The 13,398-nt window shown below is 34.2% G+C and carries 16 protein-coding genes; 14 read left to right on the plus strand and 2 right to left on the minus strand.

The features are described from left to right. Nucleotides 1-56: 56 nt before the first annotated feature. The 8 genes from rplS (at nt 57) to pgeF (ending at nt 6,181) form a co-directional block, all read left to right on the plus strand. Nucleotides 57-404, plus strand: a complete 348-nt coding sequence (gene rplS, locus BM157_RS03760) for a 50S ribosomal protein L19 (protein ID WP_022501728.1) — start codon at nt 57-59, stop codon at nt 402-404. Nucleotides 405-545: 141 nt separating this feature from the next. Then, nucleotides 546-1,106, plus strand: a complete 561-nt coding sequence (gene lepB, locus BM157_RS03765; RefSeq protein WP_090139973.1) for a signal peptidase I — start codon at nt 546-548, stop codon at nt 1,104-1,106. A gap of 98 nt (nt 1,107-1,204) precedes the next feature. Next, the gene (gene ylqF / locus BM157_RS03770) at nt 1,205-2,089 is read left to right on the plus strand and encodes a ribosome biogenesis GTPase YlqF (protein WP_022501730.1); all 885 of its coding nucleotides are present in this window, start codon (nt 1,205-1,207) and stop codon (nt 2,087-2,089) included. A 29-nt stretch (nt 2,090-2,118) separates the two neighbouring features. Further along, the gene (locus tag BM157_RS03775) at nt 2,119-2,793 is read left to right on the plus strand and encodes a ribonuclease HII (RefSeq protein WP_022501731.1); all 675 of its coding nucleotides are present in this window, start codon (nt 2,119-2,121) and stop codon (nt 2,791-2,793) included. A gap of 21 nt (nt 2,794-2,814) precedes the next feature. Then, nucleotides 2,815-4,374, plus strand: coding sequence for a flagellar hook-length control protein FliK (locus tag BM157_RS03780; protein ID WP_090139975.1), 1,560 nt, complete (start codon nt 2,815-2,817; stop codon nt 4,372-4,374). 112 nt (nt 4,375-4,486) lie between these two features. Next, the gene (locus BM157_RS03785; protein ID WP_090139977.1) at nt 4,487-4,771 is read left to right on the plus strand and encodes an EscU/YscU/HrcU family type III secretion system export apparatus switch protein; all 285 of its coding nucleotides are present in this window, start codon (nt 4,487-4,489) and stop codon (nt 4,769-4,771) included. Beyond that, nucleotides 4,764-5,201 (plus strand): YraN family protein, encoded by a 438-nt coding sequence (locus BM157_RS03790; protein WP_022501734.1) that lies wholly within the window; start codon nt 4,764-4,766, stop codon nt 5,199-5,201. Before BM157_RS03785 ends, BM157_RS03790 begins: the two co-directional genes overlap by 8 nt. Before the next feature lie 32 nt (nt 5,202-5,233). Then, nucleotides 5,234-6,181: a peptidoglycan editing factor PgeF gene (pgeF, locus tag BM157_RS03795; RefSeq protein ID WP_318255799.1), complete on the plus strand. Its 948-nt coding sequence runs from the start codon at nt 5,234-5,236 to the stop codon at nt 6,179-6,181. Between the two features lie 176 nt (nt 6,182-6,357). On the opposite strand, the gene BM157_RS03800 is transcribed toward pgeF, so the two are convergent. Further along, complete coding sequence (locus BM157_RS03800; RefSeq protein ID WP_022501736.1) at nt 6,358-7,200, minus strand: hypothetical protein; 843 nt, start codon at nt 7,198-7,200, stop codon at nt 6,358-6,360. A gap of 142 nt (nt 7,201-7,342) precedes the next feature. Here BM157_RS03800 and der point away from each other — a divergent pair, with 142 nt between their 5' ends. The 6 genes from der to BM157_RS03830 are packed head-to-tail and all read left to right on the plus strand — an operon-like array spanning nt 7,343 to nt 12,110. Next, nucleotides 7,343-8,668, plus strand: coding sequence for a ribosome biogenesis GTPase Der (gene der / locus BM157_RS03805; protein ID WP_022501737.1), 1,326 nt, complete (start codon nt 7,343-7,345; stop codon nt 8,666-8,668). Further along, on the plus strand, nt 8,668-9,327 hold the full coding sequence (locus BM157_RS03810) for a glycerol-3-phosphate acyltransferase (RefSeq protein WP_318255800.1): 660 nt from the start codon (nt 8,668-8,670) through the stop codon (nt 9,325-9,327). Before der ends, BM157_RS03810 begins: the two co-directional genes overlap by 1 nt. Nucleotides 9,328-9,348: 21 nt before the next feature. Then, entirely contained in the window at nt 9,349-10,359 is a 1,011-nt protein-coding gene (locus tag BM157_RS03815) for an NAD(P)H-dependent glycerol-3-phosphate dehydrogenase (RefSeq protein ID WP_055174776.1), read from the plus strand. A gap of 9 nt (nt 10,360-10,368) precedes the next feature. Then, entirely contained in the window at nt 10,369-10,950 is a 582-nt protein-coding gene (gene rsmD, locus BM157_RS03820) for a 16S rRNA (guanine(966)-N(2))-methyltransferase RsmD (RefSeq protein WP_278320119.1), read from the plus strand. Next, nucleotides 10,951-11,469, plus strand: coding sequence for a pantetheine-phosphate adenylyltransferase (gene coaD, locus BM157_RS03825; RefSeq protein ID WP_055174771.1), 519 nt, complete (start codon nt 10,951-10,953; stop codon nt 11,467-11,469). After that, nucleotides 11,466-12,110 carry a vacuolar family H+-ATPase subunit H gene (locus BM157_RS03830; protein WP_090139982.1) on the plus strand — a complete coding sequence of 215 codons (645 nt, stop codon included), beginning with the start codon at nt 11,466-11,468 and terminating at the stop codon, nt 12,108-12,110. The genes coaD and BM157_RS03830 overlap by 4 nt, the downstream gene beginning before the upstream one ends. Before the next feature lie 124 nt (nt 12,111-12,234). Here BM157_RS03830 and BM157_RS03835 read toward each other — a convergent pair whose 3' ends face one another. Then, nucleotides 12,235-13,374, minus strand: a complete 1,140-nt coding sequence (locus BM157_RS03835) for a hypothetical protein (RefSeq protein WP_090139984.1) — start codon at nt 13,372-13,374, stop codon at nt 12,235-12,237. Nucleotides 13,375-13,398 lie beyond the last annotated feature (24 nt).

The raw sequence follows: 13,398 nt of genomic DNA on the forward strand, positions 1-13,398 counted from the left end.
TGGTCCTCTGTTGTGTATATCACATTAAGAACGTCGGAATAATAAGGAGGTCACACATGAATACAATTATTAAGAACATCGAAGATGCTCAGCTTAAGGCTGAGGTACCAGCATTTAATGTAGGTGATACAGTTAGAGTATCAGCTAAGATTAAGGAAGGAAACCGTGAAAGAATTCAGGTATTTGAAGGAACTGTTTTAAAGAAGCAGGGTACAGGAGTTCGTTCTACATTCACAGTTAGAAAGATTTCTAATGGTATCGGTGTTGAGAAGACTTGGCCATTACATTCACCTATCGTAGAGAAGGTTGAAGTTGTAAGACGCGGTAAAGCTAGACGTGCTAAGTTATTCTACTTACGTCAGAGAACAGGTAAGGCTGCTAAGGTTAAGGAATTAGTTAGATAATTATTATTATCTCATTATAAAGAATGTCACTTGTTATGTTAATAGTAACAGGTGACATTCTTTTTTTGACACATAAAGATGTATTTTGTATAATGAATAGAAATGTATATCTGTATACTAAATCATAGATTGGAGGAGAATATGATTTCATATCATAGAAGATATCAGGAAAATACTACTTTACTTAACCTTTTAAAATATATATTTGATATTTTAATGGTTATATTAACAGCTTATGTGCTTGTTTCATTCAGCTGCACAAGAACGACTATACTTGGAGGTTCTATGGAACCTTCGATTAATAACGATGATACTGTGCTTGTTAATAAATTTGCATATGCAATAAAAGGTCCTAAGCGTTTTGACTGCATAGCATTTGAACCAGATTCTATCGGCTCTTCCAAGTTATATGTTAAAAGAGTTATCGGACTTCCTGGAGAAACTGTCCAGATTAAAGAAGGACAAATTTATATTAATGGAGAATTACTTGAGAATGATATTACTGATACATATATTGTAACAGCAGGTATGACAATTAATCCTGTAAAACTTGGAGATGATGAATATTTCTGCCTTGGAGATAATCGTAACAACAGTGAGGATAGCCGTTTTTCAAGTATAGGAATGGTTAAAAGAAAGCATATTATAGGAAAGACGTGGATGGTGCTTAGTCCATTTGAAGATATTAAATTTATTAAATAGCATTTATTAAGATTAAAGTATGGATACTAATCAAAGTATCAATATTGATATGATATTAACACTAATTATTCGTATTAATTGTAGAAATGAGGTATAAAATGAACTATCAATGGTATCCCGGTCATATGACCAAAGCCAAAAGAATGATGGAAGAAAATATTAAACTTATAGATCTGGTTATTGAGATTGTAGATGCAAGAATACCTATAAGCAGCCGTAACCCTGATATAGACAGCCTCGCGGTCAATAAAGCAAGAATTATTCTTCTTAATAAATCAGACCTTGCAGATGATAAGATAACTAACCAGTGGATTAATTATTTTAATGAAAATAATATATACTGCCTTAAGCTTAATTCAAGAAATAATTCAGGCATTAAGCAGGTCAACGGTCTTATAATGACAGCCTGTGCAGATAAGATAGAGCGTAATAAGCAGAGAGGAATATTAAACAGACCAATAAGGGCAATGGTTGTTGGAATACCTAATGTTGGAAAGTCAACATTTATTAATTCCTATGCTGGAAAAGCTAGTGCCAAGACAGGCAATAAGCCGGGCGTTACTAAGGGAAAACAATGGATAAAGCTTAATAAGAATGTTGAGCTTTTAGATACTCCGGGTATTTTATGGCCTAAGTTTGACAATCAGGAAGTCGGCAAAAGACTTGCTATGATAGGTTCTATGAATGATGAGATACTTAATGTCGAGGAGCTTGCTATCGATACAATAAAATATATATATAGTGAATATTCTGATAATGTTATTGAACGCTACGGTCTTGATAAAGAAAAGACTGCCGCAAGTTATGATGAAAATGCTATCAATCCAGATAATTCAGTAGCGTTATATATTATGGAACAGGCGGCTGTTAAGCGAGGCTGTATCAAGAAGGGCAATAATATTGATTACGAGAAAATATCTAATATTATTCTGGATGATTTCAGAAGTGGACGATTAGGACGAATATCATTAGAAACCCCTTAAAAGATACTTAGAAAATAATGGAGAGAACAATGTCAGATAAGATTAAGACAACCAAAGAAGAACGTGAAGCTAAAAAAGCATTAAAGCTTGCACAGGAAAAAGAACGCGTTGAAAATATGTGCGTATATGAGAAAGAATATGAAGCATTTTCTTATATATGTGGTATAGATGAGGCTGGAAGAGGCCCGCTTGCAGGTCCTGTTGTTGCTGGTGCGGTCGTTCTTCCAAAGGGTTGCAGAATATTATATGTGAATGATTCCAAGAAATTAAGTGAGAAAAAAAGAGAGATGTTATATGACGTAATACTTAATGAAGCTGTGAGTGTAGGAGTTGGAATTGTATCACCAGAAAGAATTGATGAGATAAATATATTAAATGCAACTTATGAAGCTATGAGGGAAGCCATTAATAATCTCACAGTTAAACCCGATATATTACTTAATGATGCAGTTACAATACCAGATGTTGACATTGAACAAGTGCCTATTATCAAGGGTGATGCAAAAAGTCTTTCAATTGCCAGTGCCAGTATAATTGCCAAGGTTACAAGGGACAGGCTTATGTACCATTATGATGAGTTATATCCTGAGTATGGATTTGCCAAGCATAAGGGCTATGGAACAAAGCTTCACACAGATGTACTTAAAGAAATCGGACCTTGTCCTATACATAGAAAAACATTTATTACTAAAATATGTCCTTAAAATAAATATGGAGGCTGGCTTATGGATATTAATATACAACAATTACTAAAAACAAATCTGGGACAGACGAGCCAGTCATATGATGTTAATAACAACAGGGTTGGGCAGAATACAGCTTCTAGTATCAATCAGGCACAAAATATTAACAATAACAGTTCACTTATTAAAAATCTTATCGCTGGAAGCGTACTGACAGGCTTTATAAGTGAATTAAATGACTCTGATGCTGTTATAAGCCTTAATGATGGTTCGCTTCTTTCTGCAACTTTAGCCAATCAGGGGGCAGTTAAGCAGGGAGAAGTTGTTACATTTATAGTCAATCAGGTAAAGGATAATCAGATTTCATTAAAAGTACTGCCTGCTGATGAACAACAGAATATGTTCATCGATAAAGCACTTGAAGCAGCAGGTCTGTATCCTACTGAGGAGAATACAGCTATGGTCAAAGAACTGTTATCCCTTAATATGCCGGTTAATACAGATATGCTTAATACTGTCAATAAATATATGGCACAGTTTCCGGATAGTGACATTAAGACAATTGCCAATCTTGTACGTCTTGATATGCCTGTAACAGAGGAGAATATCAATCTTTATAAGGCATATGAAACATTTAATGCCAAGCTTGACGGACAGCTTAGTACTATGGAGAATGCACTGTCTGATAATATAATGCGTGCATTTAGCAATTTCTCCCGTGATGATATACAACAGCTTAATGCTGTCATTAATAGTATGTATGGAAATGCAGATGATAACACAAATGTTACATCAAAACTGGTAACAGAAAGCTTTTCCAAGGATTTTATTAACGAATTATCAAGACAATTAACAGAAAGCTCTAACGGTGATATTGCAGAGAAATTAAATGACCCTTCAACGACTATTAAAGATATGCTCAACGCTATTCTTAATAATAATAAAATAACTGACCCTGCATTTCTTCCAACCAATAAAGCGACATTTGACAAGCTTTTACATCAGTTTATCAATGAAACTATGCGTATAACACCTAAAGATGTTGCAGACACTCCTGATACGCTCACCAATTATTACAAGCGTACCAAGAAAGTAATGGAAGATGTCGAAAATGTATTAAAGAGCAGTAAAGCAGATAATGATCTGGCTAAAAATATGTCTGACATAAAAAGCAATATTGATTTTATGAATGACCTTAATAAGAATATGACATTTTTCCAGATGCCGCTTAAATTCTCTGATAGCGAAGGCAATGGGGATTTGTATGTATTTACTAACAAAAAATCACTTGCTAACAATCCGGATGAAGTAAGCGCTATGCTTCATCTGGATATGCCTAATCTTGGATCTGTTGATGTATATGTAAAGCTTAATCATACCAATGTATCTACGAATTTTATTCTTGAAACAGAGGAATTGCTTGATTTTGTATATGCTCATATTGATGAATTAAATGAACGTCTTGAACAGCTTGGTTATTCAACACATTTTGAGATGACCTTGTCTAATAAAGAAAATGACTTTGATTTTAATACAGATTTTATAGAAAAAGATGTACGTTTGGACAATGGCGGACAGTATGTATTTGATATAAAAGCATAAGTGTATATATAACATAAATATATCAAATTATATATATACATAAAAGCCTATCAAAGATTGGCGTGAAAATTTATTATTGCACATTTATTATCGCACAGAAATGAGGATTAGGATGGATAAGGATAACAACAAACCAAAGATTGCGGTTGCACTTCAATATGAAAAAGGTGAGCAGGCACCTAAAATCATAGCTACAGGAAAAGGGTATCTTGCTGATAAGATTATTGAAAAAGCTAAGGAAACTGATGTTCCAACATATGAGGACAGCAAGCTTGCCAACACATTGTCCAATCTTGAAGTAGGAGATATGATACCACCTGAATTATATACAGTAGTTGCTGAAATACTTGTATTCGTGGACAAGACAGATAAATTACGAGGCAAAATTAATGGCTGATAAGTCTAAGAACAATAGTAAGTTTAAGAGTAGCAGCATACTTGATGATATAAGTGCATTGCATAATATAAACAAACCTAAAAACAGCAGGGCTACAGGCTCTGAATATGAAACATTAGCTGCTGCATTTCTTGAACAAAACGGACATACAATTATTACAAGAAACTATAGAACCAGATATGGTGAGATTGATATAATATCAAAATGTAATTCAACGCTTGTGTTTACAGAATGTAAATACAGAAGTTCTTCAAAATTCGGCGACCCGCTGGAGGCTGTTAATCTTCACAAACAGCAAAAGATATGTCATACAGCTATGAATTTCTGTGTAAAATACGGGTATGTCAATTATCCGTGCCGCTTCGATGTAATAGCAATATATAAAGACGGAACAATAAAACATATAAAAAATGCGTTTGAATACTCTTGAATTTTATGATTAATGAATTAATGGAGGTGTCTATGCCTTACAGCATATTCGATTTAAAAAGATTAAATACAAAAGAGTTGTATCATAAACTTATAGAAAAATATGGTAATGAAGATAATTTTACGGATACAATTATAACGAATGTTTCTGCTGATAATGTGCCATACCTTACATTTAAGCCTTTTGTGAACAATCCTTATATAAGGCAGGCATTCTCTACACGTCTTGGCGGTGTTAGCAGTGGTATGTATGAAAGTATGAATCTGACTTTCAATCCAGTAGGGCAGTATAGTGCTGACAGCTATGAAAATGTACTTGCCAACTTTAAATTAATGGCTGATACTATTGATATACCTGTTGAAAATATGGTGTATACCAAGCAGACACATACTACAAACATCAAAATTGTCGATAATTCCAATAAAGGAATGGGTATTATAAAAGAACGTAATTACGATAATATAGATGGAATTATAACTAATACTAATAATCTTTGTCTTGTATCATCATTTGCAGATTGTATTCCTGTTACTCTTGTTGATGCTAAAAAAGGTGTTATAGCAGCACTTCATTCTGGCTGGAAAGGAACAGTTGGCAATATATCACAGAATGGCATTGAATGTATGAAGGAAAGCTTTGGCTGTAATGAAGCTGATATTATTGCATTTGTTGGTCCTGGAATATGTAAGAACTGCTATCAGGTAAGTGAAGATGTTGCCATAGAATTTATGAAGGTATATTCTGCCGAAGAGACAGAGCTGATATTAACACCAGATGATGACAATAAATATACAGGCAAATACCATCTGGATTTGATAGCTGCTAATTATATCAACCTTATTAATGCAGGACTTCTCCCACACAATATATATGTAGCTGATGTATGTACAAGCTGTAATAAAGAGCTGCTTTTTTCACACAGGGCGAGTGGTGGAAGACGTGGTATTATGTGTAATTTTATATATATGCGATTAATCTGATATAAAAATGGTTAATTAAAAAACTTTCCATTCATAAGGAATTATATAATATAAACGATTACAAATTATAAATATTGATTATAAAAAATGAGCTGCCAAGCAGATGATTTATTAAATGCTAATCATTTAATATTAACTAATCATTCAGCGTATCAGCTCATTTTTATAATTCAGGCTTATTTATTATGTGTTCTCTTATATTCTTCCCTTAATCGTGCTTCCTCATTAACTCTCTTAGCCCGTCCCTTAGGACCCACCTTGGTAATTACCAGTAATATTACAAGAAGTATAAGTATCGGAACACCAACCGTAATAATATTAGAGAGAGTTTCTGTAAATACGGCATTCTGCAAAGGTGAATTCTTTACTTTCTGGTATTTGGCTGAGTTAATTATGCTTACAAGGTTATTATTCATATCATCGCTTACTTTATCAGTCTTGGACTGTATTGCATAAGTGTATATATACCCTCTGACAACCGTATAATATTTTCTGGTGTATACAGTAACATCATTAGATAATGAATAAACATCTGTCACAAAATATGGAATATCATTGATTGTGACAATGCTGGAATTAAGCAGTTCCTCTTTAATATTATCATTGTTGATAGATGACTGGGAGGCAACATATTCTTTATATAATGAATCAAGTGAATCTTCGTCTAATTCATTAAAGCTGCTAAGACTGTTGGAAGCTGTATTGCCATATATAACAACTTCATAATTAACATCTTCTGGAACAGCTTCAAGATAGATCTTATTGGCTATCATATTATTAGTTAATACAGCAGCCTCATCAACCCCAAGCTTTTCGAGGTATGAATTATTGTTAGTTGTTGTTCTTGTAAAACATATAAGTTCTTTTGGAACATCTACGACTAAATCTATATCAGCAAATTTAAAATGATTGGTATCTGCGGCACTAACATATGCCGAAGATAATCCTGATACTGAAAACAGAGTGACTGCCGAAATAACAACTGCTGCCAGCTTTTTTATTAAACCTTTATTAAACACGAAAAACCTCCCATAAATTAAGCATTTTCAATATTCCGTATAATAGCATAGTGCTTTACAAAAAGCAATTAAACTGTTATTATATTTTAGATTATGTATGTTAATTTTTCATAAAATAAGAAATTAAATCGGAGGCAGATATATGAGTAAACCAATAGTCGCTGTAGTAGGACGTCCCAATGTTGGTAAGTCAACATTATTCAACGATCTTGCAGGACAGCAGATTTCTATTGTAAAAGATACCCCTGGTGTAACCAGAGATAGAATATACGCTGAAGTTACATGGCTTGATAAATCATTTACTTTAATTGATACAGGTGGTATTGAACCAGATACAAGTGATGTAATTCTTGCACAGATGAGAGAGCAGGCTGAGATAGCTATTGAAACGGCAGATGTAATTATATTCCTTACTGATGTCAAGCAGGGACTTGTTGATTCAGATGCTAAAGTAGCAGATATGTTACGCCGTTCAAGAAAGCCTGTTATTCTGGCAGTTAATAAGGTTGATAACTTTGATAAGCTTATGCCTGATGTATACGAATTCTATAACCTTGGAATTGGTGACCCGCATCCAATATCAGCAGCATCAAAGCTCGGTCTTGGTGATATGCTTGATGAGGTTATCAAGCATTTTCCGCAAGAGTCTGAAACTGAGGAAGAAGATGAGCGTCCAAAGGTTGCCATTATTGGTAAACCCAATGTTGGTAAGTCATCAATTATTAATAAGCTCCTTGGAAAGAACAGGGTAATTGTATCTAATATTGCGGGAACAACAAGAGATGCGATAGATACAACTATAACATATAACAAGAAAGAATATGTATTCATTGATACTGCTGGTCTTAGACGTAAGAGCAAGATAAAAGAAGACCTTGAAAGATACAGTATTATAAGAACTGTTGCAGCTGTTGAAAGATGTGATATAGCCATTCTTGTAATTGATGCAACAGAAGGTGTTACTGAACAGGATGCTAAGATTGCGGGAATAGCCCACGAGCGTGGCAAAGGTATAATTATTGCTGTCAATAAGTGGGATGCCATAGAGAAGAACGACAAGACAATATATGAATTCACAAGCAAGATAAAAGATACTCTTTCATTTATGTCATATGCAGAGATTATATTTATATCAGCACAGACAGGACAGCGTCTTGGAAAGATATATGAGCTGATTGATACTATAATCGACAGCCAGACTATGAGAATCCCAACTGGTGTTCTTAATGAAATTCTTACAGAAGCTGTTGCTATGAAACAGCCGCCTTCAGATAAGGGTAAGAGATTAAGAATATACTATATGACACAGGTTTCTGTTAAACCACCGACATTCGTAATGTTCGTTAATGATAAGGAATTAACACATTTCTCTTATACAAGATATATTGAGAACCGTATAAGAGAAGCGTTTGGTTTCAGAGGTACTTCAATAAGGTTTATTAACAGGGAACGTAAGGAGAAAGAATAATGCTTAACAGATTGATATGTCTTATTCTAGGATATTTTATTGGTGCAATTATCCAGACAGGTTTCTGGATTGGCAAGTTTAATCATATTGATATAAGAGATTATGGCAGTGGCAACGCTGGAACAACTAATACTATGCGTACACTTGGAAAGAAAGCCGGATTTATAACATATTTTATGGATGCTTTTAAATCCTGCATTACTGCCTTAATCATACATTTTATATATGGCAGTAATGCAGATATATCAGAAATGCTTCTTATCCTTTATGGCGGATTTGGAGTTGTCCTTGGACATAACTTTCCATTCTACCTTGGATTTAAAGGTGGAAAAGGTATTGCTGCTACATCAGGATTAGTAATAAGTCTTATACTTTTTCCTAAATATTGCTTTATGTTTACAATATTTGGAATGGTAACATTTGGATTAGTAACCAAGTTCTCAAGATATGTATCATTAGGTTCTATTACCGGCATAATTGGTTTCTTTATAGAATTTGTAATATGGGGGCTTGTTGGATGGCTTCCACTTAACAATAATGAATTCATAGAGGCTTCTATAGTTGTGTTATTATTCGTTATTCTTGGTGTTGCACGTCACAGTGGTAATATTAAAAGACTTATTAATGGAACAGAACGTAAAATTGGAGAAAAAAAGTAATGCAGTAATGGAGGATTATTAATGGTAAAGATAGGTGTATTAGGAGCTGGAAGCTGGGGACTTGGTCTTGCTATGCTTCTTCATAATAATGGACATGATGTAACAGTCTGGTCAGTATTTCCAGATGAGATTAATGAGCTTAACGCCACACGAGAGAATAAAAAATGTCTTCCAGGTGTAATATTCCCAGAAAGCGTAAAATTCTGTGCTGACACAGAAAAAGTTGTAACTGAAAGTGATGTGCTTATACTTGCGGTTGCTTCTCCTTATACAAGGTCAACAGCTAAAATCGTCGCACCATATGTTAAAGAAGGACAGTATATCGTTAATGTCGGCAAGGGTATTGAGGAGGAGTCTTTAAAGACATTATGTGAGGTAACAAAGGAAGAAATTCCACAGGCTGTAGTTGCTGTGTTATCAGGTCCAAGCCACGCTGAGGAGGTTGGAAGGGGAATTCCTACAACCTGCGTAATTGGTACAGCTAACAAGAAAGATGCAGAATATTTGCAGAATATGTTTATGAGTAATGTATTCCGTGTATACATAAGTCCTGATGTTCTTGGAATATGTATAGGTGGTGCATTGAAAAATGTAATCGCGCTTGCTGCTGGTATTGCTGACGGCTTAGGATATGGAGATAATACTAAGGCTGCACTTATAACAAGGGGGATTGCTGAGATAACACGACTTGGTCTTGCTATGGGTGCGGATTTTGCTACATTTTCAGGCTTGTCTGGAATAGGCGACCTTATTGTTACCTGTGCGAGTATGCACAGCCGTAACAGACGTGCCGGAATTCTTATCGGCAAAGGCTATACAACTAAAGAAGCTATGGATGAAGTACAGATGGTTGTAGAGGGTGTATATGCAGCTAAGGCAGCTAAGAAGCTTGCTGAAAAGTACAACGTAGAAATGCCAATAGTTGAACAGGTAAATCAGGTGTTATTTGATGGCAAATCTCCAGCAGATGGCGTTAAAGACCTTATGTTAAGAGATAAGAAAATCGAAGCCGGCAATGTTGAATGGCACTAAATTATTAATATACGAGAGGTTAATCATATGCGAGTTATTGCAGGTTCGGCCAGAAGTCTTCCTTTAAGAACTATTGAAGGAACAGATACCAGACCAACTCAGGATAGAATTAAAGAGACATTATTTAATATGCTCCAGTCAGATATTCCAGGATGTAAATTTCTTGATTTATATTCTGGAAGCGGTGCAATTGGAATTGAAGCCTTAAGTCGTGGAGCAGCTAAGGCTGTGCTTGTTGAGAATTCAAAAAAGGCAGTTGAATGTATTAAGGATAATCTTACGTTTACCAAGCTTGCTGATAAAGCAGATGTTATGGAAATGGATGTATTATCTGCAATCAACAGGCTTAAGGGCAAAGATGTATTCTCAATCGTCTATATGGATCCACCATACTCTAATGATTATGAGCGTGATGTATTAGCAGCCCTTAGAAATTCAGATATTATAGATGAATATACAATTATAATTGTTGAGGAAAAGCTTGATGCTGACCTTGACTATGCTGACGAATGTGGTTTTGATATTTACCGGGTAAAAAAATATAAAACTAATAAACATTTATTCTTAAGACTGAAGGGAAGTGCAGACTAAATGAAAAAGGCTATATATCCTGGAAGCTTTGACCCTGTTACATTAGGACATCTTGATATAATAAAGCGTTCAGCAGCACTTGTTGACCACCTTATCGTGGGTGTGTTAAACAACAGTACCAAAACACCATTGTTTTCAGTTGATGAACGTGTTAATATGTTAAAAGAAGTTACGAAAGACATTCCTAATGTCGAGATTTTAAGTTTCAGTGGACTCCTTGTAGATTTTGCAAGAGAGCATAATGTACAGGCTATAATAAGGGGACTTAGAGCCGTAACTGATTTTGAATATGAACTTGCTATGTCTCAGACTAACAGAGTAGCCGCTCCCGATATTGATACAATATTCCTTAATACAAGTCTTAAATATGCTTATTTAAGTTCAAGTATCGTTAAAGAAATGGCTATGTATGGCGGCGATATAAGTAAATTCGTACCAGAGTCTATTGTAGATATAGTGAGAGAACGATACAGCAGTAGTTATAATATTAAGGCAAATGAAAAGGGAGATATAAAATGAGTAGAATCGAACAGCTTATAAGCGATATAGAAAGCTACATAGATAATTGTAAATTTCAGCCATTATCTAATACTAAGATTATTGTAAATAAAGAGCAGCTTGAAGATATGCTGGCTGAATTAAGATTAAAGACACCTGAAGAAGTTAAGAAATACCAGAAAATTCTTAACAACAAAGATGCCATAATTGCCGATGCAAAAGAGCAGGCAGAATCTATTATTAATGCTGCACAGATACAGACAGAGGAACTTATTAATGAACACGAGATTATGCAGCGTGCATATGCACAGGCTAATGCCCTTATAGAGCAGGCAAGTGCACAGGCACAGGCTATTCTTGACAGTGCGACAGAAGATGCCAACAGCATACGTCAGGGTGCTATGGACTATACAGATGATATGCTTGAGAAGCTTCAGTATATAATCGAAAAGTCTATCCGTGACAACCGCGAGAAGTACGACTCTTTATTGTCTAGTCTTGAAAATGTTCTTTCGATTGTCAATAATAATCGTAATGAATTAAAAGCACCTGTTGTACAGGAAGAAGAGGAAGCTGTAGATAACGCACCTGACCAGCCTGAAGACAGCACAGATGACTATGGTTATGAAGAAGAATTTGAGGATGAGGATATCCTTGAATAATTATAATATAAATACAAAAATATAATACCAATATAAAATATAATATATATAGTAACAATATAAGGCTTATGTAAGAAATATAATTTGCTGTATAGATTATATTAATGAATTTATATAATGCTAATCAGAATACATATATCAGTAATAATGATATGCCGGCTGTTGCGAGGCTTAACATTATTTTCTGGTATATGTATTTTTTTATGTTTATCCCGTTATTGTTATTAGATGTTCCAGCGATTCCGATTGTCTGCATTAATGTAGATATTCCGCCAAATGCATTGGCTGTCAATATAAATGCAGCCTTAGCTGAAGCACTGATATCACTTGAAGCGATAAGATATATGCCGTTAGTTATCTCTAACAGAGAACATATAATCATATTGATATAATTAAATCTTCCAAAAAGTACATCTATCATAGAGCATATGCAGGAAAATATAACAATATATCCACACATTTTTAATACATTATCAATTGATTTTATTATGGCATTGTCTAATACATTGAAGAAATTCTTATGTGAATTTATAGTGTGTTGTCTGCCGTTATTACACATATTATCCGTATGTTGGATATTATATGAATTTAAGTTAACTTTGTATCTGGTATTAGATGTCCTATTATAAAATATTTTTGCTGTGCAATTATTAATTGGTTCTTTATTACTATTTTTATTATTATTGTTATTCACTGGATATTTAATAAGCTGTACAGCACACAGAATTATTACAGGAAGATATACAGCAATAAGGAATTTTATTATTGTTATGGAGTTATTTATGGTGCCATAATATATGTATCCGATAACGAATCCGGGGCTTGATATATTACAGTATCCTGTTATATTATCAATTATTCTGCTGTCTGATTGTTTCTTATAATTAATGCAGTTAATAGCACCTATTGGAAATCCACAGAGCACACTTATAAATATAATAAATACAAGTCCCAGACGGCTGTTCACTGGCATATAATAATTAATACAGCCGGTGATAATCATAGCCACCAGCAATCCCGGCATAACACTCAAAGCCCATAATTTGATACCTTTAAGCGTTGCATTAATAATAATGTGTGGTGAACAGACAGTTACAAGAAATATTATAAGCATTATAAGAAATATCACATTATGGCTGTATTTCTTATGGTTTATTTTAGACGAATAACTATTATCACATCTATTGATTAATGAAAGTGTATATGTGTTATTGTGATTATTATTTAATTGTGGAGAATAAGCAGAATTCTTGATTTTACCCATATATTTATTTCCTGATAAGAAAGT

Source organism: [Lactobacillus] rogosae (assembly GCA_900112995.1).
Lineage (GTDB): Bacteria > Bacillota > Clostridia > Lachnospirales > Lachnospiraceae > Lachnospira > Lachnospira rogosae.

Bases quoted from the DNA above. Each gene is read 5' to 3' on its own strand.
- BM157_RS03785 (WP_090139977.1), top strand. From the start codon at position 4,487: ATGGATAAGGATAACAACAAACCAAAGATTGCGGTTGCACTTCAATAT.
- BM157_RS03815 (WP_055174776.1), top strand. From the start codon at position 9,349: ATGGTAAAGATAGGTGTATTAGGAGCTGGAAGCTGGGGACTTGGTCTT.
- BM157_RS03810 (WP_318255800.1), top strand. From the start codon at position 8,668: ATGCTTAACAGATTGATATGTCTTATTCTAGGATATTTTATTGGTGCA.
- BM157_RS03790 (WP_022501734.1), top strand. From the start codon at position 4,764: ATGGCTGATAAGTCTAAGAACAATAGTAAGTTTAAGAGTAGCAGCATA.
- BM157_RS03775 (WP_022501731.1), top strand. From the start codon at position 2,119: ATGTCAGATAAGATTAAGACAACCAAAGAAGAACGTGAAGCTAAAAAA.
- lepB (WP_090139973.1), top strand. From the start codon at position 546: ATGATTTCATATCATAGAAGATATCAGGAAAATACTACTTTACTTAAC.
- rplS (WP_022501728.1), top strand. From the start codon at position 57: ATGAATACAATTATTAAGAACATCGAAGATGCTCAGCTTAAGGCTGAG.
- BM157_RS03780 (WP_090139975.1), top strand. From the start codon at position 2,815: ATGGATATTAATATACAACAATTACTAAAAACAAATCTGGGACAGACG.
- BM157_RS03830 (WP_090139982.1), top strand. From the start codon at position 11,466: ATGAGTAGAATCGAACAGCTTATAAGCGATATAGAAAGCTACATAGAT.
- der (WP_022501737.1), top strand. From the start codon at position 7,343: ATGAGTAAACCAATAGTCGCTGTAGTAGGACGTCCCAATGTTGGTAAG.
- pgeF (WP_318255799.1), top strand. From the start codon at position 5,234: ATGCCTTACAGCATATTCGATTTAAAAAGATTAAATACAAAAGAGTTG.
- ylqF (WP_022501730.1), top strand. From the start codon at position 1,205: ATGAACTATCAATGGTATCCCGGTCATATGACCAAAGCCAAAAGAATG.
- BM157_RS03835 (WP_090139984.1), bottom strand. From the start codon at position 13,374: ATGGGTAAAATCAAGAATTCTGCTTATTCTCCACAATTAAATAATAAT.
- coaD (WP_055174771.1), top strand. From the start codon at position 10,951: ATGAAAAAGGCTATATATCCTGGAAGCTTTGACCCTGTTACATTAGGA.